This is a genomic window from Stenotrophomonas sp. YJH_SMC_32 (assembly GCF_059369975.1).
This window is the reverse complement of record NZ_JCAFTE010000004.1, coordinates 196,720-220,686: the sequence shown is the minus strand read 5'-3', so window position 1 is coordinate 220,686 and position 23,967 is coordinate 196,720. Positions and strand designations below refer to the sequence as shown.

The following is a 23,967-nucleotide window of genomic DNA, read 5'->3' as shown; positions in this document are numbered from 1 at the left end:
AGCCGAGCCCATGCTCGGCTGCTTTGCTGCCTGAGCCGAGCATGGACTCGGCTCTACAGAGAAAGCGCCGGGCAATGCCCGGCGCCTTCTTTCATTTCGGCTGGTAACGCACGCTCAACTGGTACTCACGGCCGGGCTGGTTGAACCACGCCACGGTCTCGTATCGTCGGTCGAACACGTTGGCGGCACGCGCCAGCAGCGACCACGATGGCGTCAGCGCGTACTCGGCGCGCAGATCCAGCGTGCCGTAACCCCCCACCTTCACCGCGTTGGCGGCATCGTCATAGCGCTTGCCCGCTCCCTGAACCGTCAGGCCTGCGCGGAAGGCCCCGAAACGCCGATCGAGGTCCAGGCGCGCGGTCTGCTGTGCACGACGCGGCAGCCAGTTGTCGAACTGGGTGCTGCCGCCGGTGCGGTTGCGTGGGTCGGTGTAGCTCAGCTGGGCGTTGATGTCGAAGCCGGCCAGCAGCACGCCACCGGTCAGTTCGGCACCGCGGATGCGCGCCTTCTCCACCTGCTGCATCCTGAAGGTCGCCGCATCGTAGGTGATCAGATCATCGATGCGGGTTTCATAGACGTCCAGGCCCCAGTGCCAGCCCTGTCCCTGCTGCGAAACGCCCAGGTTGGCGCTCTTGGACTTCTCCGGGTTCAACGTCGGCACACCGCTCCACGGGTCATACAGGTCGCTGAAGGTCGGCGCCTTGAACGCGGTGCCGTAACTGGCATTGACACGCAGGCCGTGGCCGAGCTCCATCGCCCAGCCGAGGCTGCCCGTGGCGTGGTTGCCGAACTGCTGGTTGTCGTCGTTGCGCGCGCTGGCCTGCAGCTGGTGGCGGCCGAAGCGTCCCTGGTACTGCACGAACACGCCGGTGTTGCGGCGGCTGTCGACCCGATATCCGGCACTGCTGCCATCCAGGTTGTCTTCGCTCCAGTCCACGCCGGTGCTCAGCAGCTGGCCTTCGGCCAAGGCGAAGTCACCCTGCAGCGAGGCACTGTCGCGGTGGGTCTGAGCGCTGCCACGGGCACCGAAGTCACCGAAGTTGTCCGACTCGTTGTCACTGCGCCCGACATTGGCGGTGAACGCCAGGCGTTCGGACGGGGTGTAGCGCACCTTGCCGGCCAGCACCTGCTGGCGGGTTTCCGAATAGTTGTAGTAGCCGTCGTAATGGTTCTTTCCGTCGGCACGCAATGCACTGCCTTCCACGTTCCATTGGTCGTTGAAGGTGTAGCCACCGCGCAGGCTCTTGGACAGGTTGCGGTAGCCATCGCGGTCATGTTCGTCGGCAAAGCAGCCGGTGAACAGCGTTGCCGAGCCGCGGCAGGCATCGATGCCATCGGAATGCTGGTAGGCGATGTCGGCGCCGAACCAGCCGCGTTCGGTCCCGCCGCCGATCCCGCCGCTGGCTTCGCGCAGGCCGTTGCTGCCGCCACCGAGCTGGAAGTGCGGGGCGAAATCACCCTGGTTGCGGCGGGTGAAGATCTGGATCACGCCGCCAATGGCATCGGCGCCGTACAGGCTCGACTGCGGGCCACGCACGATTTCCACGCGCTCGATCTGCGCCAGCGGCAGGTCCTGGTACATCGCCAGGCCGAGGTCGGCACTGTTGATGCGCACGCCGTCGACCAGCACCACGGTGTGGCCTGAGTTGGTGCCGCGCAGGAACAGCGAGCTCTGCTTGCCGAGCCCGCCGGCATTGGTCAGGTTGATGCCGGCGCGGCCGCGCAGCAGTTCCTGCAGCGAGGTGGCCTGGCTGGATTCGATCTGCGCGCGGTCGATCACCTGAGCCGGCGCGATGCTGTCCTGCAGGGCGATCGGGGTGCGCGTGGCGGTGACCAGGATCTGGTCGAGCGCGGTGGTGTCATCGGCGGCCTGTGCCAGCGCGGGCAGGGCGGCCAGTACGGCCAGGGACAGCATTCGGGACTGCAGCTTCATGGGGGGACTCCAGGTGCCACGCACGCCCGCGTGGCGAAGGGGAGGAGCCGCGAAGGCAGGCACGCGCCGATGCCGCAGCGCACGCCACGGTCATCCAGCGCCATGCCCACCGCATCGCGACCTGAGGCTTCCGGGCCGGTCTCCGGGCTTGCCGCCGGGTGGCGCGAGGCCACCGTCCAGGCGCCTTCCCATGCCTGCGGCACAGTGGCGGTGTTGCCTGGAACTGACGTGCTTACCGTTGCGGGGGCAGCGCCGGCCTGGCGTGGAATCACGCGTCACCGGCTTCCCGTTTCAACCTGCCGGCCACGGCCGCAGGTCACCTGGAAGTGCGCGCAGTCTACGGCATCGCAGGCCGTCCCGTTGCGTCGCGCCTGCGCGGCTGCCTTTGCTGTGCCTTTAGAATGGTTGCTCGATCCCGTGGTGCCGTTACCGATGTCTGCCCGTTCTCCGTTGTACCTGCGTCGCCCGTCCGGGACGCACGCATGATCCTCGACCTGGTCCGCCATGCCGGCAACGGTCGCGATGAGTTCCTTGATGGCCGCAGCGATCCACCGCAGCTGGCCGGCCTGCCGCAGGAGCTGGTCGAGGCCTATGCCGGGCAACGCTGGGAGCGGGTGATCAGTTCACCGCGGTTGCGCGCCCTGCACACGGCGATGGCGCTGGCCACCCCACGCGGGCTGGACGTCGAAGCGGACGAGGAATGGGAAGAACTGGATTTCGGCGATTGGGACGGGCAGTCGCTGTTCGACCTGCCGGAAGATGCGCTGGCCGCCTTCCACGCCGATCCGCATGCGTTCCCGCCGCCGAACGGCGAGAGCTGGGGGCATTTCGAGCGGCGTATCGCGCGCGCGCTGGATCGCCTGCTCGATGATGATGATCCGGTGCCGACGCTGGTGGTCAGCCATGGTGGCCCGCTGCGCATGGTGTTGTCGCAGGTCTGCGGCCTGCCGATGTCGCTGTGCTGGGCCCTGCGCATCGACCACGGCACGCGCCTGCGGGTGTGGCTGGAGCGGGGCGAGGTCGGGCTGGTGGGCGAGCTGCTGGAACTGCAGCAGCCGTAGTCCATCGGTAGTGCCGGCCGCTGGCCGGCAGCCTCAGGAACGTTGCAAGGATCACGCAGTTGCCGGCCAGCGGCCGGCACTACCGGTGCAGTCAATCCTCGTCCGCGCGCTCGGCCACGTTGTCCTCGGCCTCATCGTCGGCATCGAAGCGCTGCTCATGCACCGGGCCCGACGCCGGGCCGGCCGCCTTCAGCGGATGCGCGGCGATGCGCGCCTCGTAGTCCTGCACCAGCGCTTCACGCTGCGGCTCGCTCAGCTCCTGCCAGTGGCAGTCCAGCAATGCGCCTTCCAGCGAGTACAGCAGGTTCAGGCTGGGCTTGAAGCCGGCCCGCTTGACCTTGACGAAGGCGCCGACTGCGCCGATCGCAACCAGGTCCTCGCGGCTGCGCAGCCCGACCTGGCGCAGCCACGCTGCACTCTTCGGGCCGATGTTGCGCAGCTTCGGTGCGCTCATCCCAGTGCCTCGACGAACACGCGGGCGATGGCTTCCAGGCCGGCCTGATCGTCGGCGTCGAAGCGGCCGACCTTCGGGCTGTCGATATCGAACACGCCGATCAGTTCATCGCCGCGCAGCAGCGGCACCACCAGCTCCGAACGCGAGGCCGAATCGCAGGCGATGTGGCCGGGGAAGGCATCGACGTCGTCCACGCGCTGGGTTACGCGCTGGCTGGCGGCGGCACCGCACACACCCTTGTCCAGCGGGATGCGCACGCAGGCCGGCAGGCCCTGGAACGGGCCGACCACCAGTTCCTTGCCGTCATACAGGTAGAAGCCCACCCAGTTCAGGTCGGGCAGGGCGTGATAGACCAGTGCGGAGAGGTTGGCCGCGTTGGCGATGCGGTCGGACTCGGCGTAGACCAGGCCACGGGCCTGTTCCAGCAGCTGGGCGTATTGTTCCGGCTTGCTGCCGGTGAGCGAGGCATTGGCGAACATGCCTGCAGTCTAGCAAGTGCACCGGGCCGGCGATAATGCACACACTGTTGCCCTGTTGGAGCCCATCGATGCCGTTGCCCGCTACGCTGCCGCCCGCCCTGTTCGTTACCGGCACCGATACCGAAATCGGCAAGACCGCGGCCAGCACCGCGCTGCTGCATGCACTGCGCCAGCGTGGCCTGCGCGCAGTGGGCATGAAGCCGGTGGCCAGCGGCAGCGAGGATCTGGGGCAGGGCCTGCGCAACGAGGACGCGCTGGCGCTGCAGGCGGCCAGCTGGCCGGTGCCGGACTATGCCGATCTGAATCCCTATGCGCTGCGGCAGCCACTGGCACCGGAGCTGGCCGCTGCCGAGGACGGCGTGCAGGTGGAGCTGGCGCCGATCGTGGCCGCGTTCGAACGCCTGCGCGCGAAGGCCGATATCGTCGTGGTGGAGGGCGTGGGCGGTTGGCTGGCGCCGGTCTCGGCCACGCTGGACCAGCTCGACCTGGTGCGTGCGCTGCAGCTGCCGGTGCTGCTGGTGGTGGGCATGCGGCTGGGCTGCGTCAATCACGCGCGGTTGACTGCGCAATCACTGCAGGCCAGCGGCGTGGACTGCCTGGGCTGGATCGGCAACCACATCGACCCGGCGATGCAGCGCCAGGACGAGAACATCGCCACGCTGCAGCAGCGCCTGCCGATGCCGTGCTGGGGACGGCTGCCGCATCTGCCGAATGCCAGTGGTGAAGTGCTGGCGGCGCACCTGCTCGACGACCTGGGGTAGTGCCGGCCGCTGGCCGGCAACCTCGATGAATCACGTCCGTGCAGTTGCCGGCCAGCGGCCGGCACTACCGTGCTGCAGCTGCCAGCTCCCGCGCGATCGCACCCAGCCGTTCCACCGCACCGATGAAGCGCGCATCCAGGCTCTGGCAGCACGACAGCCGCAGGCAGTGGCGATAGCGCGCACCACGCGAATAGACCTGGCCGGGCATGAACACGATGTCCTCCTGCAACGCTCGCTCGAACAGCTCGCGCGTGTCCACGCCCGGCAGTTCCAGCCACAGCAGGAATCCGCCCTGTGGTTCGGTGGCGCGGGTGCCTGCCGGGAAATGCTCGGCTACCAGCTGGCGCAGCCGTCCCACCTGTTCGCGGTACAGGCGGCGCATGCGATGCAGATGGTGCTCGTAGCTGCCTGCTTCCAGATACGCGGCCACCGCATCGCCGAGCAGCTGCGGCTCGCCGCCGGTGGACTGGAACTTCAGCAGCGCGATGCGCTCTGCGAAGCGGCCGCCATCCAGCCAGCCGATGCGGTAATCCGGCGCCAGTGTCTTTGAGAAGCCACCGACCACCATCACCCAGCCATCGCGATCGAAGGCTTTCAGCAAGGGTGCCGGTGGCTCGCAGAACTGCAGCTCGGCGTACACCGCATCCTCGATCAGGGGCAGCTGCCGTGCGTTGACCAGCTCGGCCAAGCGTTGTTTGGCGGCGGTCGGCATGGTGCAGCCGAGTGGGTTGTGCACGGTCGGCATCACCACCAGTGCGGCCAGCGGCGTGTGCTCCAGCAGCGCATCCAGTGCATCTACATCCAGTCCGTGCTGCGGGTGGGTGGGCAACTCGATGGCCTGCAGGCCGAGGTTGGCCAGCAACGGATACAGGTTGAAGTAGGACGGCGCCTCGATGCCCACCGCATCACCGGGCTGGGTGACCGCGCGCAATGCCAGCTGCAGGGCTTCCATCGCACCATGGGTCAGCAGGAGTCGCTCGGCGTGGGTGTGCAGGCCCATGCGCGGACTGCGGCGCACGATCTGCGCCAGCAGCCGCGGTGAACCATTCGGGCGCGCGTAGGTCTCCACCGTCTGTTGGCCATGGCGCAGTACCTGCGCGGTGTGCTTGGCCAACTGCGCGCCGGGGTAGAACTGGCGACCACGCGGGCCGGCGAAGGCCAGGTCGACCACACCCGGCCGGCGCTGCGCTTCCAGCACGCGCGCCATCAGCACCTGCTGCAGCGGTGCGGTGGGTGCCGAGGGCGCATCGCGCAATGATCGTTCCGGCACCGACAGCCGCGGCGCCACCTCGAAGCCGGCCTTGGGCCGCGGAATGACCAGGCCGGCATCTTCCAGCTGGCGATAGGCGGCGATCACCGTGTTGAGGCTGAGCCTGCGCTGCGACGCCATCTGCCGCAGCGAGGGCAGGCGGCTGCCGACCGGAAGGCGACCGCCGTGGATGGCCTCGGCCAGTTCGTCGGAGAGCCGCTGGTAGCGTGGAGGGATCATCGTGGCCTGGTCATCTGTATCCATCGAACATCCCGCCATCTGGTTCTGTACCCATGATGATGGCGAGCCTAGCATGTCGTCGTCGGCCGGGCCTGATCGGGGCGTGGCTGGCGCATTCCACGCGCACGGCGGGACCGCCGTGCGTCTTTTTTTGTGTGTAGAGCCGAGCACCGATCAGCCCCAGGGCAAATGCCGTCAGCGCATCGGCACCAGCACCGCCTCGCGCCGGTACAGCGCCGGGAACTGCCTGGCCAGGGCCGCCAGCTTCGGTGCGTCGTAGTAGCGGATGTAGGCGGCCTGCGGGTAGTTGGTCATGTAGTTCTGGTGGTAGCTCTCGGCCGGATAGAAGCGCTGGCCGCTGACCAGCTGGGTGACGATCGGTGCGCGGTAGCTGCCGGCCTGGCCGAGCTGGGCGATGTAGGCACGGCTGGCCGCCTGCTGGCGGGCGTCATCACTGAAGATCGCCGAGCGATACTGGCTGCCGTGGTCCGGACCCTGGCGGTTGAGCTGGGTCGGATCGTGCGCGACCGAGAAGAACACCTGCATCAGCTGTCCATAGCTGACCTGGCGCGGGTCGTAGTCAATCTTTACAGCTTCGGCATGGCCGCTCTGTCCACCGCTGACGCGCTCATAGCGCGCATTGGCTGCACTGCCACCGATATAGCCGGACACCGCATTGCTCACGCCCTTGACGTGCTGGAACACGCCCTGCACGCCCCAGAAGCAACCGCCGGCAAACACCACGCTGGCGTGGGTGGCGTCATCGCGGAACGCCGCATCGCCGGTGGGGGCCGGCAGTGCCTGGATCTGCGCGCTGGCTTCGACCGGCGCCGCAGCCGCACCGTGATCGACCAGCAGCACCCCGGCAATCAATGCCATGGCCACCAGGCCGGCCACACCGGCGGCGATGCCCTGTTCAAAGGAGAGTTTCATCATGTGCTCCCGGTTCAACCGAAGGTGAAGGCATAGGCCTGCACGCCCGCATCGAGGAATTCGATCTCGAAGCGATGCGGACCGACCGTGCCGCGCTGGCGTACCAGCTGGTACAGGCGATGCTCGTCGACCACGCCACTGCCATCGGCGCCGACATCACTACCGGCATCGGCGGCGGGCAGCGCCTTGCCATCCAGCCAGACGCGGAAGCGCACCGGCCTGCCGTCGCGGCTGGGCGCCAGCACCAGGTGCAGGTCGCGCGCATGGAACTGGAAGGCAATGCGGCCACCGGCCTGCTGCAGCTGTGCGGCTTCATCGGTGACGGTCCAGCGCCCCGACAGTCCCCACTGGTTCAGCGCCAGGGTCGTTGGCAAGGAGTAGTCGAACGCGGCATCACTGCGCTGCCCGCCGGGCGAGGCGAACTGTTCGGCGCGGGCGTGGCCCAGATACGTTTCCGGCGAGCGCAGGTTGCCCATGTCGGCCTGCACGGCCACGCCTTTCAGGTCGGCGGCCGCAGGATCGGCAGGCGGCGGCAGGTTGGCCTGCCCGGCTTCGGTCAGCAGGCGACGGATCATCTGTTCCGAACGCGCGTAGCTGCCTTCGCCGAACTGGTGGCCGCGGATGTTGCCCTGCGCATCAACGAAGTACTGCGCCGGCCAGTAGCGGTTGTTGAACGCGCGCCAGATCGTGTACTGGTTGTCGAGCGCCACCGGGTACTCGACCTTCAGCTGCTGCACCGCCTTCATCACGTTGCGCGGGTCACGCTCGAAGGCGAACTCCGGCGTGTGCACGCCGATCACCACCAGGCCGTGGTCGCGGTAGCGGCGCTCCCATTCGTGAACGAACGGCATCGCACGCAGGCAGTTGATGCAGGAGTAGGTCCAGAAGTCGACCAGTACCACCTTGCCGCGCAGCTGCTGGGCCGTCAGCGGTGGGCTGTTGAGCCAGCCGGTGGCCCCGTCCAGCGCGGGCAGGGTGCCCTCGACCGGCAGCGGTGCATCGCCAGCGGCGTTGGCACCGGCCATCATCATCATCATCGGTGGTGCCGCCGGCTGCGCGCCGGGTACCGCGTCCAGCAGGCCCTGCTCGATACGCGCGGTGCTGACCGTGGAAAGACGGGTCAGCAGGCCGGTATCCCAGCCCAGGCCGATTGCCACCACCGCCAGCAAGGCGGCCACGCCCAGCACCTTGCGCAGCACATCGCCGAGGCCAAGCCGCGCCTGCAGCGCACGGAACACGCGGCCACCCACCCATACCGCCAGCGCCAGCGCAGTGATCGCGCCCAGCGCATACGCCAGCAGCAGCCCACTGGTGCCAGCGCTGGCACCATGCAGGGCGGCACCGGTCAGCACCAGGCCGAGGATCGGACCTGCACACGGTGCCCACAGCAGGCCGGTGGCGATGCCGATCAGCAGCGAGGTCCACGCGCCGCCGCGCCCAGCGGCATCCGCGGCATCGGCGCGCGCGCTCAGACGGGCACCCACGCGCTGGAACGGCGCCAGCAGATGGTCGGCCAGTCGTGGCCACAGCAGGGCAACCGCGAACAGTGCCATCAGCAGCAGGGCGATCCAGCGCCCGACCTGGTTGGCCTGTGCCACCCATTGGCTGCCCACCGCGGCCAGGCTGGCAACCACGGTGAAGGTGAGCGCCATGCCCAGCAGCAATGGCAGCGTGCTGCGCAGGAACGGACGGTCGGCACGCGCGAACACGAACGGCAGCACCGGCAGGATGCAGGGGCTGAGCAGGGTCAGTGCGCCCCCCAGGTAGGCAAGCAGCAACAGCAGCATCGTCAGGCTCCGGAAACAGGGGAAGAACCGACCGGCACCCGCCAGCCGTCGGCAGTGCCATCCGTGGCGCCGGGAACGAACACCATCGCTGCACCGTTCATGCAGTAGCGCAGCCCGGTCGGGCGTGGGCCATCGTTGAACACATGGCCGAGGTGGCCGCCACAGCGACGGCAGTGCACCTCCACCCGCAGCATCCCGAAGGTAACGTCGCGGTCTTCGCCGATGGCGTTGTGCAGCGGCGCCCAGAAGCTGGGCCAGCCGGTGCCGCTCTCGAACTTGGTGGAGGAGGAAAACAGCGGCAGCGCACAGCCGGCACACGCGAAGGTGCCCTGGCGGTGTTCCTTGTTGAGCGGGCTGCTCCACGGCCGTTCGGTGGCCTGCTGGCGCAGCACCGCGTACTGCGCCGGGGTCAGGCGCTGGCGCCAGTCGGCATCGCTGTGCATGACCTCGAACTGTCGCGACGGGCGCGCTTCGGCGGCGGCTGGGGCGGCGCGGCTGCAGGCCCCCAGGCCGAGCAGGCCGGCGGCGGTGGCAACACCTCCGAGGCCCAGCAGATGGCGGCGGGACAAGGACATGGCGGACTCCGGGAAGGGGGTGACGGGGCCATGCTGCGCCCGCCCGGGTCAACGAATCCTCACGCAGGATTCAATTTTTCGTGAGGTATCGGCGGCCGTCCCGCGCCACAATGCAACCCGCCTCCCCACTGGCCTTGAGCTGACGATGTCGACCAAACGCGTGCTGATCGTTGAAGACGATGCCCACATCGCCGACCTGCTGCGCATGCACCTGGGCGATGAGGGCTACGATGTCGCCCATGCTGCCAGCGGCGATGCCGGCCTGCGCCTGCTCGAGCAGGACGGCCCGTGGGATGCGCTGGTGCTGGACGTGATGCTGCCCGGCGTGGACGGCCTGCAGGTGTGCCAGCGCGCACGCGCGATGGCGCGGTATGTGCCGATCATCATCATCAGTGCGCGCGGCAGCGAAACCCAGCGCATCGTCGGCCTGGAACTGGGCGCGGACGATTACCTGGCAAAACCCTTCTCGATGCCGGAACTGGTGGCACGCGTGCGCGCGCTGCTGCGCCGCGCCGAGGCGATGGCGCAGAGCGCACGCATCGATGCCGGCGCGATCGAGCTGGGGGGACTGCAGCTGGACCCGGTCGCGCGTACCGCCTCGGTGGATGGCAATCCATTGGAGCTGACCCCGCGCGAGTTCGACCTGCTGTTGTTCTTCGCCCGTCACCCGGACCAGGTGTTCGCGCGCATGGAACTGCTCAACCAGGTCTGGGGCTACCAGCACGATGGCTACGAGCATACGGTCAACACCCATATCAACCGCCTGCGCAGCAAGATCGAGCCCGATCCGGCCAATCCACGGCGGCTGCTGACGGTGTGGGGCCGCGGCTACAAGCTGGTCGACCCGGCCGGAGCAGCGGCATGATCAAGCCGAACCTGTGGCAGAAGCTGGCAGTGGTGACCGCTGCGCTGATGCTGGCGTGCTGCATGGCGCTGCTTGCACTGCAGATGCGTGCCAATACCCGCCACGAGCAGGAGGTGGTACAGCGGTTGTCGCTGGGCCTGGCCGAGCACATCGCCCAGCGCAGCGAGCTGATGGATACCAGCGGCATGCGTGATGCGGCGGTGCGGGCGCTGTTCGGCCAGCTGATGGCGGTCAACCCCAGCGTCGAGGTCTACCTGCTGGATGACCAGGGCCGCATCCTCGGCCACGATGCACCCAGTGGGCACTTGGTGCGAAACCGGGTGGACGTGGCGCCGCTGCGCCGCTTGCTGGCCGGTGCGCCGTTGCCGATCCTCGGCGATGACCCGCGCAGCGCGAATGGCCGCAAGGTGTTCAGCGCGGCACCTCTGATCGTGCAGGGCCGGCCGGCGGGCTACGTGTACGTGGTGCTGGTCGGCGAGCACCGGCAGATGCTGGCCGACGATCTTGCCGCCGGCAGCCAGTGGAACACCACGCTGTGGTCGGTGGTGCTGGTCGGTGGCCTCGGCCTGCTGGCCGGGCTGGTGGCGTTCTACTGGGTGACCCGTCCGCTGCGGCGGCTGACCCGGCGCATCCAGGCCTTCGACATCGACGCACCCACGCCGTTGCCACCGCCGGAGCCGCTGCGCCCCGGTGAGCGCGACGAGCTGGTGATCCTCGAACACGCGCACGCGCAGATGGCGCAGCGGCTGGGCGAGCAGTGGCAGCAGCTGCGCCAGCAGGACCTGCAGCGCCGCGAACTGGTCGCCAACATCTCGCACGACCTGCGCACGCCGCTGTCGTCGCTGCATGGCTACCTGGAAACGCTGGCGTTGAAGGACGCCACGCTGTCAGCGGACGAGCGCCGCCGCTATCTCGGCATCGCGCTGGCACAGAGCGCCAAGGTCGGCCGGCTGGCGCGCGCGCTGTTCGAGCTGGCGCGGCTGGAGCATGGCGAAGTGCGGTTGGAGTGGGAGGTGTTCGCACTACCCGAGCTGCTGCAGGACGTGCTGCAGAAGTTCGAACTGGCGGCACAGGCGCGCGGCCAGCAGCTGCACGCGGCGTTCCCCCCCGGCCTGCCGCTGGTGCGCGCCGACCTGGGCCTGGTCGAACGGGTGTTGACCAACCTGCTCGACAACGCGCTGCGCCATGCACCCGACGGTGGGCAGATCGAGGTGCGCCTGCGTGCGACTCCCGACAGCGTGGAGGTCAGCGTGGCTGATGACGGCCCAGGGGTGGCGCCGGCGTTGCGCACCCAGCTGTTCCAGGCACCGGCCGCGCTGGGCGCGCGGCGCGGCGAGAACGGCGGATTGGGGCTGTTGATCGTGCAGCGCATCGTGCAGCTGCACGGCCGCCGCATCGAACTGCGCGACAGCGAGCGTGGCGCGCTGTTCGTGTTTGCCTTGCCGCGTGCGGAACCGGCGGCCTAGCAGGCCGCTTCGCATTCGACGATGCCGCCGCCGTTTTCCAGCGGCAGGTGCAGGCGGATGCAGGCACCGCCCAGCGCCGAATCGGTCACTTCGACGTGGCCGCCATGCTTGTCGGCCACCACCTGCACCAGTGCCAGGCCGAGGCCGAAGCCGGGACTGCCCGGGTCCAGCCGGACGTAGGGCTGCAGTACCTGGCCGCGCAGTTCGGGTGCGATGCCGGGGCCGTCGTCCTCCACCTGCAGGCATAGCCAGCCGTCATTGACGCTGCTGGCAATACGGATCTGCCGGCGCGCGTAGCGCAGTGCATTGCCGAGCAGGTTGCGCAGTGCCAGCTCCAGCATATGCCGGTTGACGTTGACCAGACCCACCGGCGACAGCGCCTGCTGCACCGGCATCGGCAGCGGCGCGAACTGGGCGACCACGCCGCGCACCAGCGCAGCCAGCTGCAGGCGCTGGCGGGTCAGCTGATGGCAGCGGCCCAGTGCGGCGTACTCGACGCCTGCATCGGTCAGGTGCTGCAGCCGATCCACATCGGTGCGCAATCCGCCCAGTGCATCGCGCTGCCCATCATCGAGCGCGGTGTCCTCCAGGTCGGCCAGGCCGAAACGCATCCGTGCCAATGGCGTGCGCACTTCGTGCGCCACCGCCTGCGCCAGCACACGCTGGCTTTCCAGCAGCTGCTGCAGCTGCTCGGCCATGTGGTTGAAGGCATTGGCCAGTGGCCGCACCAGCGCGGTGCCCGCACGCGGCGCACGCGTGTCCAACTGGCCATCGCGCATCTGCCTGGCCGCCTGCGCCAGCTGCGAGACGTCGCGCCACAACCGATAGACCATCACGTACATCGGCAATGCCACCGCCACCATCAGGATCAGCAGCAGGATCGCCACGCCGGACACTTCGCTGTCCTGCCAGCCCTCGTCCGGCAGCGCTTCATCCAGCGGCCCCAGCATCACCGCGTAGTCGCTGTCACCGATGCGCTGCAGGCTGCGCATGTGCTCCAGGTCGATCTGCACGCGGCCGTTGTTGAACGGCGGACGTTGGCTGGCCGGCAACGCCTTCACTGCCTCAGCCAGCGGCACCATGCGCAGCGCGTAGGCGAAATCGGCGTCGAGTTCGCGTGCCAGCACCGGCCACTGGTCGCGCGGGGTTTCGGCGAAGCGGTGCTGCAGCAGGGCATGGGTGCCACGCATTTCGGCCTGCAGCCCGGCTTCGGTGCGGTCCTCCAGCAGGGCATCCCAGGCCCACAGGCCCAGCACGATCAGCAACAGGTGGGCAACCAGGAAGCCGATGCCGTAGCGCAGGAAGTGGAAGGCGTGGCCGCGCATCGCCGAGGGCGTGCGCTTCATCCCCATGCCGAGCGGCTGAACAGGTAGCCGCGGCCACGGACGGTCTTGATCCGTTCCGGCTGCTCGGGGTTGTCGCCCAGCTTGCGGCGCAGGCGCGAGATGCGGGCATCGATCGAACGGTCCAGGCCGTCGAAGGCGATGCCACGCAGGCCGCGCAGCAGCGCGTCGCGGTCCAGGATCTGGCCGGCATTGCTGGCCAGCAGGAACAGCAGGTCGAACTCGGCCGTGGTCAGCTCCAGCAGGCTGCCCTGCAGGTGCACGTTGCGGGTGGACGGGTCGATGCTCAGCTCGCCGAAGCGCAGGCTGCCGTCACGCGGTTCGACCCGGCGGTGGCGGCGCAGGTGGGCGCGCAGCCGCGCCAGCAGCACCCGCGGTTCGATCGGTTTGCCGATGTAGTCGTCGGCCCCCAGCTCCAGCCCCAGAACCTGGTCGATGTTGTCGGTGCGGGCGGTCAGCACGCAGATGATGCCGTCATAGAGGGGCCGGATCTGCCGACACACTTCGAAACCATCCTGGTCGGGCAGGCCGACATCGAGCAGCACCAGGGCTGGTTTCTCGGCCAGGATGCGGGCCACTGCGCGCTCGCCGCTGCGCTCGTGGGCCACCTGGTAGCCATGCCGTTGCAGGTAGTCGCTGACCATCGTTCCCAGGCGGGCATCGTCTTCGACCAGTACGATATCCAGCATTTCCAAGGCCTCCGTAGGCGCAAACGTACCGCCACGGCACGAGCGCGGCGATGCTATCCCAGCCATCGGGCCGCCCGGGTCCCGGGGGCGGGCGCCATTCAGCCGGGGTTGCTGGCGCAGGGGCCGGGTCTCAGTCCCGGCAACAACTTGGCGTTCAGCATAGCCTGATGCTGTTACAAAACGTTACCTTCGTGATACGACGGGTGACGATCGCTGACAGCAAAGCGACTGACGCCGCGCGGCCCGGCGCCGAGCATGGAGTCTCCTCCGCTCCGCGTGCCGTCCCCATGTCGCCCGCCGCCCCCTGCCTGCTGAACCCGTCCCGCCGCCGCCAGTGCGGAGGCTCGCGATGAGCGGCGTGGTCGGGGCCTGGTTGCCGCCCGCCGAGGACGAGCAGTTGCTGCAGCAGCTGGCGCCGATGCTGCGGGCGCTGCAGCAGCGCGGGCGTGGCCGCATCGGCTACTGGACCGACGCCGAGGCCGGCCTCGCGCTGGGCCACTGCCGGGCGCCGACCGACACGCCGTTGCAGCCGCTGAGCTCGGACTGCGGTCGCTACGTGCTGTGCCTGGACGGCCGCCTGTACAACCGCGCTGACCTGCAGGCGCAGTTGCGCGATCTGCCACGCAGCTGCAGCGATGCACGGCTGCTGCTGCAGGCGATCGTCGAATGGGGCGTGCAGCGGGCGCTGTCGCGTATCGAGGGCGCCTTCGGTTTCAGCGTCTGGGACCGCGAGTCGCGCGTGCTGTGGCTGGCCCGTGATCCGGTGGGCGAGAGGCCGCTGTACTACGGCTGGTACCAGGGCCAGTTCCTGTTCGCCTCGGAGTTGAAGGCGCTGCAGGCCTTCGCCGGGTTCGCACCAAGCATCGACCAGGATGCGCTGAGCCTTCTGCTGCGTCACGACTATGTGCCGGCGCCGCACACCATCTACCGCGGCATCCACAAGCTGGTGGCGGGCGCGATGCTGCGCATCGATCTCAGCGACCATGCCGCGGGTTGCTCCAGCCAGGCCGAGCAGGGGGGCGCGCGTTACTGGTGCGCACGTGAAGCAATGCAGCGTGCACTGCAGGAGCCGCTGCAACCGGCGCCGAGCCTGGAACAGGCCACCGACCAGCTTGAGGCGGTACTTCAGAAAGCCATCGCTTCACGCATGCACTCGCCGCTGGCCTGTGGCGCGTTCCTGTCCGGAGGCACCGACTCCTCGCTGGTGACGGCGATGATGCAGGCCCAATCGACCCTGCCGATCGAAGCCTGGACGGTCGGCTTCGACGATCCGGGACATGACGAGAGCGACTGGGCGTCGCAGGTCGCGCGCCATCTGGGTGTGCAGCACCACCTGCACCGCATGGACGCGCGCCAGGGCCTGGATCTTCTGCAGCGCCTGCCGCAGGTCTGGTGCGAACCGTTCGCCGACGCCTCGCAGCTGCCGACGCTGCTGGCCAGTGAACTGCTGGGGGCACGCAAGCCGGTGGCGCTGACCGGTGACGGTGGCGATGAACTGTTCTTCGGCCACCCCAGCTATGGCCGCGCGCTGCGCAATGCGCGCCTGTGCGGTGGCTTGCCGGACTGGGTACGCGACCTGGCGCGGCGCAGCGGCAACCGCATGAACGCCGAGCGTGGTCGTCTCGGTGGATGGCGTGCCTTGGTGGCCGAAGTTGCTGCCAACGATGTGGAAGGCCACTACCTGCAGCGGGTGACGCGCTGGCGGCAGCCGGCGCAGGTGGTGCTGGGCGCGCGTGAACCGGTGACGATCTTCCAGCAGCAGGACTCGGCGCTGCCGGCCGAAGCGCGCATCCAGCTGCTGGATTTCCGCATGGATCTGGCCGAGGGCATCCTGGCCAAGGTCGACCGCGCGGGCATGGCGGCGGGCGTTGAAACCCGTGCGCCACTGCTGGACATGGAGGTGGTGCGACTGGCCTGGCGCCTGCCGCAGCACCTGAAGTACCACGACGGCGAACACAAACTGATCCTGAAGCACCTGTTGGCACGCTACCTGCCCGAGCCGCTGGTGTACCGTCCCAAGCGCGGCTTTGGCCCGCCGATGGCGCGCTGGCTGGCCGGTCCGTTGCGCGATTGGGCGGAGGCGCTGCTGGACCCGCAGCTGCTTCGCAATCAGGGCTGTTTCGATCCGGCACGCGTGCGCGGCATTTGGGATGCGTTCCTGCGCGGCGAGCGCAAGTGGCACACGCACCTGTGGAACGTGTTGATGTTCCAGGCGTGGCACCAGCACTGGCACGGTGGTCGCGGGCGCTGAGGTTCCTTCGCGGTGTGTTCTGCGTGGCGCGTGGCGGATTCGTTCTGCGCGGCGCAGGGCGGAGGCCCTCGCGTACGAATGTCCTCTGGCGACGGCCGTTGGCCGTCACCTCCTCCTTTACTTCGTACGCAAGGGCCTCCGCCCTGCGTTCGAAATCTATCGGCGCTTTATTGAAGGCAGCCTGCTCGGTGCCTTGGCCGCCGCAAGCCGAACCTCGTCGGGACGGGCAGGGGTCTGGGCAAAGTAAAGGAGGAGGTGACGGCCAACGGCCGACGCCGGGGGACATTTGCCCAGACCCCTGCCTGCCCCGGCGGGGCCCTTCAATTCGCGGCGAATCGAAACGAAGGCACGCGTGCGGTGGGTTCATTCTGCGTGGCGCAGGGCGGAGACCCTTGCGTACGAATGTCCTCCGGCGCCGGCCGTTGGCCGTCACCTCCCCCTCTACTTCGTACGCAAGGGCCTCCACCCTGCGTTCGAAATCTATCGGCGCTTTATTGAAGGCAGCCTGCTCGGTGCCTTGGCCGCCGCACGCCGAGCCTCGTCGGGGCGGGCAGGGGTCTGGGCAAAGTAAAGGAGGAGGTGACGGCCAACGGCCGACGCCGGGGGACATTTGCCCAGACCCCTGCCTGCCCCGGCGGGGCCCATCAGTTCGCGGGGAATCGAGACGAAGACACGCTTGTGGCGGGCTCATTCTGCGTGGCGCAGGGCGGAGGCCCTCGCGTACGAATGTCCTCCGGCGCCGGCCGTTGGCCGTCACCTCCTCCTTTACTTCGTACGCAAGGGCCTCCGCCCTGCGTTCGGAGTTCGTCGGCGCGTCATTGAAAGGTTGCCGCGAGCACTGCGCTCTACCCACCGCACGCCGAGCCTTGTCGGGGCGGGCAGGGGTCTGGGCAAAGTAAAGGAGGAGGTGACGGCCAACGGCCGGCGCCGGGGGACATTTGCCCAGGCCCCTGCCTGTCCCGGCGGGGCCCCTCAGCTCGCAGAGACATCGGACGAAGACGCACTTCGGAATCCGAACACCAGGCAAAAAAAGACCCGGCAGAGGGAGGGATCTGCCGGGTCCGGATTGCATGGGGGGAGGGACCCATGCAATGAGCGTTGCGTCGCGTCAGTGGTTGTTCGCGTCCGCCATTGATTCGTTGCAGCCCTGCACCAGTTCGGACCACGCCTTGCTGGCCTGCAGGCCGAGACCGACCACATCCTGCTGGGCCTGGCCCAGCCGCTGCAGGTTGTCCTGCCACAGCTGTGCACCCTTGTTGAGCATCCCAGCCGTGTCGTCGCTGCGGGCCAGTTCACCCAGCCAGCCGCCGGTCGCGGTCAGGTTGCGCTCCATCACCTTCAACTGCACGCCGAACATGCTCTCCGCGTTCTCCAACGCCAGCCGGTTCGCACGCGTGGCTGCGGCGGCGAGCTGGCGGGTGGCATCACTGAAGCGATCGCTGAAGGCGGCGGCCATGGGCATCAGGGAGTGGCTTGATGCAGTGCAGCATACGCTCTTGATGTGGCAATGCAACAAAAATAACAAAGGCGCCCAGGGCGCCTTTGAAACACCTTTCAGATCAATGGGTTGATCAGGCCGTCGGACCGCGGTAGCGGCAGCCGGAGGTGCAGGTTTCGTGCACGGTGATCTCGCTCAGCGCAGGCAGGCTGGGCTTGAGTTCGTTCCAGATCCACACCGCCAGATTCTCGCTGGTCGGGTTCTCCAGGCCGGGGATGTCGTTGAGGTAGTGATGGTCCAGGCGGTCATAGATCGGCTGGAAAGCCGCCTTCACGTCGCCGAAGTCCATGATCCAGCCAGTCTGCGCGCCGGGCTCGCCCTCGACCTTCAGTTCCACCCGGAACGAGTGGCCGTGCAGGCGCGCGCACTTGTGCCCCGGCGGCACGTTGGGAAGGCGGTGCGCCGCCTCGAGCATGAAGACTTTGAAGATTTCCATGGCGCAATTGTACGCCGCAGGCGGCCCGGCAGCCTGAGCGGACGCCGGGCTTTCGTGAAGTGACTCTTTCCATCCGGATGAAGAGATGATAGTTTCTCTTATATCCGTATGAAGAGATGTTATTGGCCGGGCGCCGGCCAGGCATGGACTACTGCGGAACTTCGTCGTCCTTACCACCTCCCCCACATCGTCATGCCCAAGCACACCCTGCTCGTGGCGGCCCTGGCCGTCGCTCTGGCCGCGCCTTTGTCCGCCGCCGCCGAAACCTCCGCCGACGCCGTTGGTGACGCCAATACCCTCGCCGCCGTGCGTGTCACCGGTTCCAACATCAAGCGCACCGATACCGAGGCCTCCAACCCGGTGCAGGTGATCGGTCGCCAGCAGCTGGAACAGACCGGCAAGGCCACCGTGGCCGACGTGCTGCGTTCGATCTCGGCCAACACCGGCAACGCCGCCAACGAAACCACCAACAACGGCTGGGCCTCCGGCTCGGCCGGCATCGGCCTGCGCGGCCTGTCGCAGAAGAACACGCTGGTGCTGCTCAACGGCCGCCGTCTGGCCAACTACGGCTTCCCGGCCGGCGGCCTGTCCGATACGTTCGTTGATCTCAACGCGCTGCCGCTGGTCGCAGTCGAGCGCATCGAAGTGCTCAAGGACGGCGCCTCGGCGGTGTACGGCTCCGACGCCGTGGCCGGCGTGGTCAACATCATCACCCGGCAGAACTTCGAAGGCGCCGAGATCGGCGGCAGCTTCGGCGGTGCCGACCAGGGCGGCCTGCACGAGCAGAACCTGAAGTTCGTCGGCGGCCTCGGTGATCTGGACACCGATGGCTACAACATCCTCTTCAGCCTGCAGGGTTACAACCGCGAGCGCCTGGACCAGGACGAGCGCAACCTGACCCGCAGTGGCATCTACACCGACAAGCCCGGTGGCCGCGGGAACGGCTGGTCGGCCAAGGGCGCACGCTACCTGGTCAACGGCGTGTCGGTGCCGATGCTCGATGCCAACGGCAACTGCCCGGCCGGCACCACCCGCGTTGCCAGCGCGCCGATCGATGGCCTGTCCGGTGATACCTGCGGCTTCAACCAGGCACCGTTCACCACGCTGATCCCTTCGACCAAGCGTTACCAGGCCTATGCCAACGGCACCTTCCGCTTGAACGACAATGTCGAAGCCTTCGGCGAAGTGCTGTACAGCCAGATCAAGAGCGCTGCCTGGTTTGGCAGCAGCCCCTTCTTCACCCTGGAGAGCGGCCGCTTCGCACTGAACGCGGACAGCGGCCTGGCCGAGCCGGTGTCGTCGCTGCTGCCGGCCAGCAATCCGTACAACCCGTACGGGCGTGCGATCCCGATCGAGTACACCTTCTTCGACCTCGGCGGCACGATCAAGACCAACCGCTCCACCGCCTATCGCGGCGTGTTCGGCCTGCGTGGCACCACCGCCAACTGGGATTGGGAAGTGGCCGCATTCGGTGCGCGCAGCAGCGAGCGCGAGAGCGTGTCCGGCGGCTTCGCCAACCGCTGGGCGCTGGCCAACGCACTGTCCACGGGCAGCTACAACCTGCTTGACCCGGCAGCCACGCCGCAGTCGGTGCGTGATTCGATCAACATCGCCACGCTGCGTCCGGCCGAGTCCAAGCTGCAGGGCATCGATGCCAAGATTTCCGGCAGCCTGGGCCGCACCTGGGCCGGCGAGATCGGCTTCGCCGCTGGTGCCGAGTGGCGCCGCGAGAAGCTCGATTCCAACAACCCGTGGCAGATCGATGCCGGCCTGCAGGTGCGCCCGGCGATCGCCGAAGTGCATGGCCAGCGCCAGGTCAGTGCCGCCTACGCCGAAGTGAACGTGCCGCTGGCCTCGACCCTGGAGCTGTCCGCCGCCGCGCGTGCCGATCACTACGATGATTTCGGCGATGCGTTCTCGCCGAAGATCGGCCTGCGCTGGCAGCCGCTGGATTTCCTGCTGGTGCGTGCGTCGGCGTCGAAGGGCTTCCGTGCACCGTCGCTGTCGGAAAACTCCAACAGCACCAGCATCGCCTATGGCAGCGTGGTCGATCCGCGTGATCCGGACGTGCCGGGCTCGCGGCAGAACCCGACCTTCTTCACCGTCGGCAACAACGCATTGAAGCCCGAGCGCACCAAGAGCGTGAACTTCGGCGTGGTGCTGTCGCCGTGGGCCAACACCAACCTGAGCGTGGACTACTACCGCATCCAGCTGGACAACCTGGTCGGCACCAACAACACCCAGACCCTGGTCAACGACAATGTGGCTGGCGCGGTGCAGCGCGATGAGCGCGGCAAGCTGCAGGCGGTCTACAACCGCTACCAGAACCTGAGCGAGCTGAAGACCTCGGGCATCGACGTCGAACTGCGCCAGCGCATCCCGACCGCGGTGCTGGGTGACTTCACCGTGTCCTCGGCTTACACCCACGTGCGCGACTACCGTCGCCCGACCGTGGTCGGTGGCCCGCTGGTCGACTACGCCGGCAGCAACCTGGGCGCGACCCTGCCCAAGGACAAGGCCACCACCACGCTGGACTGGAAGTACGGTGATTTCAACGCAGCCGTGACCTGGTACTACACCAGCAGCTACCGCCAGGAAGCCAGCACCGCCGCCAAGGCCGTGCAGCAGCGCGTCGGCAGCTACAGCCAGTACGACCTGTACCTGGCCTACACCGGCATCGACAAGCTGACGCTGTATGCCAAGGTGCAGAACCTGGCCGACAAGACGCCGCCGTACGACGCCTCGTTCCCGGGCATCCGCGCGCCATACGACTTCAGCCAGTACGACCTGCGCGGCCGCTACTTCACGCTGGGCTTCGATTACCGCTTCTGATCCATCCGCCGCGGCCGGCCACCTGAAGGGACCGGCCGCGCGACCGTCTGCCGTTGTGTTCCAGGGGAGTCACCGTGTCCTTGCATCGCCGTGCCGTTCTTCCGTTGCTGCTTGCCGCCGCCACCGTACTGTCCTGCCCGCAGCCGGCGCAGGCACAGAGTGCCTATTTCTTCCCGCAGGCCACGGATGCGGCAGCCTTCGATGCAGCGGTGCCGACGCCGGAGCAGTTCCTCGGCTACCCGATCGGTAGCCGCTACACCCGGCACGACCAACTGGTGGCGTATTTCCAGGAGCTGGCCAGACGCTCGGACAAGATCAGCGTGCGCGAGATCGGACGAAGCTACGAGGGCCGCCCGCTGCTGATCGCCACCGTCACCGCCGCCGGCAATCACGCGCGGCTGGAACAGCTGCGCCAACAGCATGCGACCCTGGCCGATCCGGCGCAACCGCGCAGCGCGGCCGGTGACAGCCCGGTGGTGGTGTGGCTGGGTTACAGCGTGCATGGCAACGAGACGTCCAGTGCCGAGGCGGCGATGCTGACTGCTTACTACCTGGTGGCCAACCGCAGTGCCGAAACCCAGCAGTGGCTGCAGCACGCGGTGGTGCTGTTCGATCCGGCACAGAACCCGGATGGCCGCGATCGTGCGGCCAACTGGCACAACGCCTGGGCCTCCGATCCGGCCTCGGCCGACCCGGCCGACAAGGAACACGTCGAACCGTTCCCGCAGGGCCGCACCAACCACTACTTCACCGATCTCAACCGCGACTGGCTTGCCCTCACCCAGCAGGACTCGCGGCCGAAGGTGGAGGTGTTCCACCAGTGGTACCCGAACGTGCAGATCGACTTCCACGAAATGGGCAAGGACAGCACCTACTACTTCGAGCCCTCGCCGAAGAGCATGCACAGCCCGCTGATTCCGGCGGCGTCGTATGAATTCAACAAGACCCTGGCCAAGTACCACGCGCAGGCGCTGGATGCCTTGGGTTCGCTGTACTACACCGGCGAGAACTTCGACAACTTCTCGCCGGTGTACGGTTCCACCTACCCGGACTTCCATGGTGCCGTCGGCGTTACCGTCGAGCAGGCCAGTTCGCGTGGCCGCGTGCAGGAATCGGTGAACGGCCTGCTGACCTTCCCGTTCACCATCCGCAACCAGGTCGCCACCGGGCTGGGCACGGTGCGTGGCGCGGTAACTGAGCGCAGCGGCCTGTTCGACCTGCAGAAGCAGTTCTTCCAGAGCGCGCTGAAGCAGGCCGCACAGCAGCCGGTGAAGAGCTTCGTGTTCGGTGATGTGCATGATCCGGCACTGACCCGCCGCCTGCTGGAACTGTTGCTGCTGCATCGCATCGAGGTACGCGCGCTGGAGCGTGCAATCATCGTCGATGGGCAGCGCTTCGATGCCGGCAGCGCCTACGTGGTGCCGGTGCAGCAGGCGCAGTTCCGCCTGGTCCATTCGATCTTTGACGAGACACCGCCGATCAAGGGGGATGTGTTCTACGGCAGCACCAGCTATGCGATCGCACCGGCCTACGGTGTGGCCTTCGCCGGCAGCCGCAGTCGTATCGAAGGTGGCGCCCGCGTGGCCGCGCTGCCGGAGGAGCAGGGCGCGGTCTTGGGTGGCCAGGCCGGCTTCGCCTATGTCATCGACTGGCGCGACTACAACGCCGGGCGTGCGCTGGCGGTGCTGCAGGGCAAGGGCGTGAGCGCACGTGCGGCATTCCAGCCGTTCACCACGGCGACCGCTCAGGGCGACGTCAGCTTCGCCGCCGGCAGCCTGGTGATTCCGGTTGCCGGGCAAACGCTGCAGGGCGCGGCGCTGCTTGAGGCAGTGACATCGGCCGCGCGCGAGGCAGGTGTGCAGGTGCACGCGCTGTCCACTGGCCGCAGCCGCGAAGGCATCGATCTGGGCAGTGACGGCGTCAAGGCGCTGCGCAAACCCGAGGTTGCGCTGGTGATGGGGGAGGGCGTGGCCGCCACCGAGATCGGCTCGGCCTGGTTCCTGCTCGACCAGCAGTTGCACTTGCCTGCCAGCAAGTTGGACCCGCAGCAGCTGGGCAAAGTGTCCCTGGACCGCTACACCACGATCGTGCTGTCCGGTGGCACCTATACCGGCGTCGATGCCGCGGCGGTGGCTGCACTGAAGCGCTGGGTGCAGGCCGGTGGTTCATTGGTGACCTATGGCAGTGCCTCGAAGTGGGCGATCGAACAGAAGCTCGCCGACGGCGAGAAGCTCGGCAAGGACGAAGAGACTGCCGACGAGAGCCGCCGTGCATTCGGCGACCAGCGCGACATCGCCGCGATCGAGCGGGTCAGCGGCAACATCCTCAGCGCCGATGTGGACACCAGTCATCCGCTGGCGTTCGGCGTGCCGCGCCGGCAACTGGCGATCAACAAGGAGAACACGGTGACGCTGCAGCCGAGTGCGAACCCATTCTCGACGGTGGTACGCATCGACACGCCGCCGCGGGTGAATGGCTATCTTTCCGAGCGCAACCGTGCGCGGGTGGCGGGCAGCGCGTGGCTGCTGGTGTCGGCGCAGGGGCAGGGCAACGTGGTGCTGTTTGCCGATGACCCGGCGCACCGCAAGTACTGGCACGGGACGGATCGGCTGCTGATCAACGCGATCTTCTTCGGGAATCTGGTGAATCCGAGTAAGGCGCGGGGTTGAGGCTTTGCGCGCCTTGGTTGATGCGCTTGGGGGAGGCCGGGCGGGCTGCGCAGGACACGCCGTAAACCCGTCCTTGGGGGCTCGATGGCGCCATCCATGGCGCCAACGGTCCTGCGCAGCCCGCCCGGCCGCCCCTCGACGGTTTCCTGCGGGCGCGGACGCATCAGACCCCAAGGCGGGAGCAAGGGCAAAGGCAAAGGCAAAGGCACAGCCAGGAATTGCGACTTCGGCTTTTGCCTTTGAACTTGAATTTGAATTTGATCTTTCTTCTCCCGGCTACCCGGCGGGAGAAGAAGGCGCAGGCAATGCTTGAAGCGGATGGGCATGGGGGCAGCGCAGAACCGTTGGCGCCATGGATGGCGCCATCGAGCTTACATGGACGTATTTACAGCGTGTTCTGCGCTGCCCCCATGCCCATCCGCCCTCGGTACCGCCACCGCGTGCTT

At 67.8% G+C, this 23,967-nt stretch carries 18 protein-coding genes and 1 riboswitch; of the genes, 7 read left to right on the top strand and 11 right to left on the bottom strand.

The genetic code is table 11. From position 1 onward, the window contains the following. Positions 1-91 precede the first annotated feature (91 nt). Positions 92-1,933 carry a TonB-dependent vitamin B12 receptor gene (gene btuB / locus AC5P7S_RS08785; protein ID WP_095379314.1) on the bottom strand — a complete coding sequence of 614 codons (1,842 nt, stop codon included), beginning with the start codon at positions 1,931-1,933 and terminating at the stop codon, positions 92-94. Between the two features lie 116 nt (positions 1,934-2,049). Beyond that, positions 2,050-2,272: riboswitch (cobalamin riboswitch) on the bottom strand. 143 nt (positions 2,273-2,415) lie between these two features. Here btuB and AC5P7S_RS08780 point away from each other — a divergent pair. Continuing rightward, complete coding sequence (locus AC5P7S_RS08780; protein ID WP_065179285.1) at positions 2,416-2,994, top strand: histidine phosphatase family protein; 579 nt, start codon at positions 2,416-2,418, stop codon at positions 2,992-2,994. Positions 2,995-3,085: 91 nt separating this feature from the next. On the opposite strand, the gene AC5P7S_RS08775 is transcribed toward AC5P7S_RS08780, so the two are convergent. Further along, positions 3,086-3,448 (bottom strand): TfoX/Sxy family protein, encoded by a 363-nt coding sequence (locus AC5P7S_RS08775; protein WP_005415140.1) that lies wholly within the window; start codon positions 3,446-3,448, stop codon positions 3,086-3,088. Beyond that, positions 3,445-3,927 (bottom strand): GAF domain-containing protein, encoded by a 483-nt coding sequence (locus AC5P7S_RS08770; RefSeq protein WP_004140850.1) that lies wholly within the window; start codon positions 3,925-3,927, stop codon positions 3,445-3,447. Before AC5P7S_RS08770 ends, AC5P7S_RS08775 begins: the two co-directional genes overlap by 4 nt. Before the next feature lie 68 nt (positions 3,928-3,995). Between AC5P7S_RS08770 and bioD the strand changes: the two genes are divergently transcribed. After that, complete coding sequence (gene bioD / locus AC5P7S_RS08765; RefSeq protein WP_095379311.1) at positions 3,996-4,688, top strand: dethiobiotin synthase; 693 nt, start codon at positions 3,996-3,998, stop codon at positions 4,686-4,688. 64 nt (positions 4,689-4,752) lie between these two features. Here bioD and AC5P7S_RS08760 read toward each other — a convergent pair whose 3' ends face one another. The 4 genes from AC5P7S_RS08760 to msrB all read right to left on the bottom strand — a co-directional run bounded on the left by AC5P7S_RS08760 (position 4,753) and on the right by msrB (position 9,472). After that, positions 4,753-6,201: an aminotransferase-like domain-containing protein gene (locus AC5P7S_RS08760; protein ID WP_005415142.1), complete on the bottom strand. Its 1,449-nt coding sequence runs from the start codon at positions 6,199-6,201 to the stop codon at positions 4,753-4,755. A gap of 171 nt (positions 6,202-6,372) precedes the next feature. After that, positions 6,373-7,110 (bottom strand): peptide-methionine (S)-S-oxide reductase MsrA, encoded by a 738-nt coding sequence (gene msrA / locus AC5P7S_RS08755; RefSeq protein WP_032953890.1) that lies wholly within the window; start codon positions 7,108-7,110, stop codon positions 6,373-6,375. A 14-nt stretch (positions 7,111-7,124) separates the two neighbouring features. Beyond that, positions 7,125-8,897 (bottom strand): cytochrome c biogenesis protein DipZ, encoded by a 1,773-nt coding sequence (locus AC5P7S_RS08750; RefSeq protein WP_095379308.1) that lies wholly within the window; start codon positions 8,895-8,897, stop codon positions 7,125-7,127. 2 nt (positions 8,898-8,899) lie between these two features. After that, positions 8,900-9,472 (bottom strand): peptide-methionine (R)-S-oxide reductase MsrB, encoded by a 573-nt coding sequence (msrB, locus tag AC5P7S_RS08745; RefSeq protein ID WP_005415145.1) that lies wholly within the window; start codon positions 9,470-9,472, stop codon positions 8,900-8,902. Positions 9,473-9,617: 145 nt separating this feature from the next. On the opposite strand from msrB, the gene AC5P7S_RS08740 reads away from it, so the two are divergent. Beyond that, complete coding sequence (locus AC5P7S_RS08740; RefSeq protein WP_065186281.1) at positions 9,618-10,337, top strand: response regulator transcription factor; 720 nt, start codon at positions 9,618-9,620, stop codon at positions 10,335-10,337. Then, positions 10,334-11,803 carry a sensor histidine kinase gene (locus tag AC5P7S_RS08735; RefSeq protein ID WP_095379306.1) on the top strand — a complete coding sequence of 490 codons (1,470 nt, stop codon included), beginning with the start codon at positions 10,334-10,336 and terminating at the stop codon, positions 11,801-11,803. The genes AC5P7S_RS08740 and AC5P7S_RS08735 overlap by 4 nt, the downstream gene beginning before the upstream one ends. Here AC5P7S_RS08735 and AC5P7S_RS08730 read toward each other — a convergent pair. Next, positions 11,800-13,149, bottom strand: a complete 1,350-nt coding sequence (locus AC5P7S_RS08730; protein WP_138953163.1) for an ATP-binding protein — start codon at positions 13,147-13,149, stop codon at positions 11,800-11,802. The two genes, AC5P7S_RS08735 and AC5P7S_RS08730, sit on opposite strands and share 4 nt — an antisense overlap. Then, the gene (locus AC5P7S_RS08725) at positions 13,146-13,835 is read right to left on the bottom strand and encodes a winged helix-turn-helix domain-containing protein (RefSeq protein ID WP_005415149.1); all 690 of its coding nucleotides are present in this window, start codon (positions 13,833-13,835) and stop codon (positions 13,146-13,148) included. The genes AC5P7S_RS08730 and AC5P7S_RS08725 overlap by 4 nt, the downstream gene beginning before the upstream one ends. A 349-nt stretch (positions 13,836-14,184) precedes the next feature. Between AC5P7S_RS08725 and asnB the strand changes: the two genes are divergently transcribed. Next, positions 14,185-16,086 carry an asparagine synthase (glutamine-hydrolyzing) gene (gene asnB / locus AC5P7S_RS08720; protein WP_095379304.1) on the top strand — a complete coding sequence of 634 codons (1,902 nt, stop codon included), beginning with the start codon at positions 14,185-14,187 and terminating at the stop codon, positions 16,084-16,086. A gap of 1,108 nt (positions 16,087-17,194) precedes the next feature. Here the strand turns inward: asnB and AC5P7S_RS08715 are convergent. Beyond that, positions 17,195-17,542, bottom strand: coding sequence for a phasin family protein (locus tag AC5P7S_RS08715; RefSeq protein WP_005415151.1), 348 nt, complete (start codon positions 17,540-17,542; stop codon positions 17,195-17,197). Between the two features lie 115 nt (positions 17,543-17,657). Then, positions 17,658-18,020, bottom strand: a complete 363-nt coding sequence (gene queD / locus AC5P7S_RS08710; RefSeq protein WP_005407953.1) for a 6-carboxytetrahydropterin synthase QueD — start codon at positions 18,018-18,020, stop codon at positions 17,658-17,660. Positions 18,021-18,212: 192 nt separating this feature from the next. Between queD and AC5P7S_RS08705 the strand changes: the two genes are divergently transcribed. Both AC5P7S_RS08705 and AC5P7S_RS08700 read left to right on the top strand, forming a co-directional pair. Further along, positions 18,213-20,852 (top strand): TonB-dependent receptor, encoded by a 2,640-nt coding sequence (locus tag AC5P7S_RS08705; RefSeq protein ID WP_095378735.1) that lies wholly within the window; start codon positions 18,213-18,215, stop codon positions 20,850-20,852. Between the two features lie 74 nt (positions 20,853-20,926). Further along, the gene (locus tag AC5P7S_RS08700) at positions 20,927-23,521 is read left to right on the top strand and encodes a M14 family zinc carboxypeptidase (RefSeq protein ID WP_095378733.1); all 2,595 of its coding nucleotides are present in this window, start codon (positions 20,927-20,929) and stop codon (positions 23,519-23,521) included. Positions 23,522-23,967 lie beyond the last annotated feature (446 nt).

What these genes read in the sequence shown, in the direction of transcription:
- AC5P7S_RS08725 (WP_005415149.1), bottom strand. Translation starts at nt 13,835, where the DNA reads ATGCTGGATATCGTACTGGTCGAAGACGATGCCCGCCTGGGAACGATG.
- msrB (WP_005415145.1), bottom strand. Translation starts at nt 9,472, where the DNA reads ATGTCCTTGTCCCGCCGCCATCTGCTGGGCCTCGGAGGTGTTGCCACC.
- msrA (WP_032953890.1), bottom strand. Translation starts at nt 7,110, where the DNA reads ATGAAACTCTCCTTTGAACAGGGCATCGCCGCCGGTGTGGCCGGCCTG.
- AC5P7S_RS08770 (WP_004140850.1), bottom strand. Translation starts at nt 3,927, where the DNA reads ATGTTCGCCAATGCCTCGCTCACCGGCAGCAAGCCGGAACAATACGCC.
- bioD (WP_095379311.1), top strand. Translation starts at nt 3,996, where the DNA reads ATGCCGTTGCCCGCTACGCTGCCGCCCGCCCTGTTCGTTACCGGCACC.
- queD (WP_005407953.1), bottom strand. Translation starts at nt 18,020, where the DNA reads ATGGAAATCTTCAAAGTCTTCATGCTCGAGGCGGCGCACCGCCTTCCC.
- AC5P7S_RS08750 (WP_095379308.1), bottom strand. Translation starts at nt 8,897, where the DNA reads ATGCTGCTGTTGCTGCTTGCCTACCTGGGGGGCGCACTGACCCTGCTC.
- AC5P7S_RS08730 (WP_138953163.1), bottom strand. Translation starts at nt 13,149, where the DNA reads ATGAAGCGCACGCCCTCGGCGATGCGCGGCCACGCCTTCCACTTCCTG.
- btuB (WP_095379314.1), bottom strand. Translation starts at nt 1,933, where the DNA reads ATGAAGCTGCAGTCCCGAATGCTGTCCCTGGCCGTACTGGCCGCCCTG.
- AC5P7S_RS08760 (WP_005415142.1), bottom strand. Translation starts at nt 6,201, where the DNA reads ATGGATACAGATGACCAGGCCACGATGATCCCTCCACGCTACCAGCGG.
- AC5P7S_RS08715 (WP_005415151.1), bottom strand. Translation starts at nt 17,542, where the DNA reads ATGGCCGCCGCCTTCAGCGATCGCTTCAGTGATGCCACCCGCCAGCTC.
- AC5P7S_RS08705 (WP_095378735.1), top strand. Translation starts at nt 18,213, where the DNA reads ATGCCCAAGCACACCCTGCTCGTGGCGGCCCTGGCCGTCGCTCTGGCC.
- AC5P7S_RS08780 (WP_065179285.1), top strand. Translation starts at nt 2,416, where the DNA reads ATGATCCTCGACCTGGTCCGCCATGCCGGCAACGGTCGCGATGAGTTC.
- AC5P7S_RS08735 (WP_095379306.1), top strand. Translation starts at nt 10,334, where the DNA reads ATGATCAAGCCGAACCTGTGGCAGAAGCTGGCAGTGGTGACCGCTGCG.
- AC5P7S_RS08775 (WP_005415140.1), bottom strand. Translation starts at nt 3,448, where the DNA reads ATGAGCGCACCGAAGCTGCGCAACATCGGCCCGAAGAGTGCAGCGTGG.
- AC5P7S_RS08740 (WP_065186281.1), top strand. Translation starts at nt 9,618, where the DNA reads ATGTCGACCAAACGCGTGCTGATCGTTGAAGACGATGCCCACATCGCC.
- asnB (WP_095379304.1), top strand. Translation starts at nt 14,185, where the DNA reads ATGAGCGGCGTGGTCGGGGCCTGGTTGCCGCCCGCCGAGGACGAGCAG.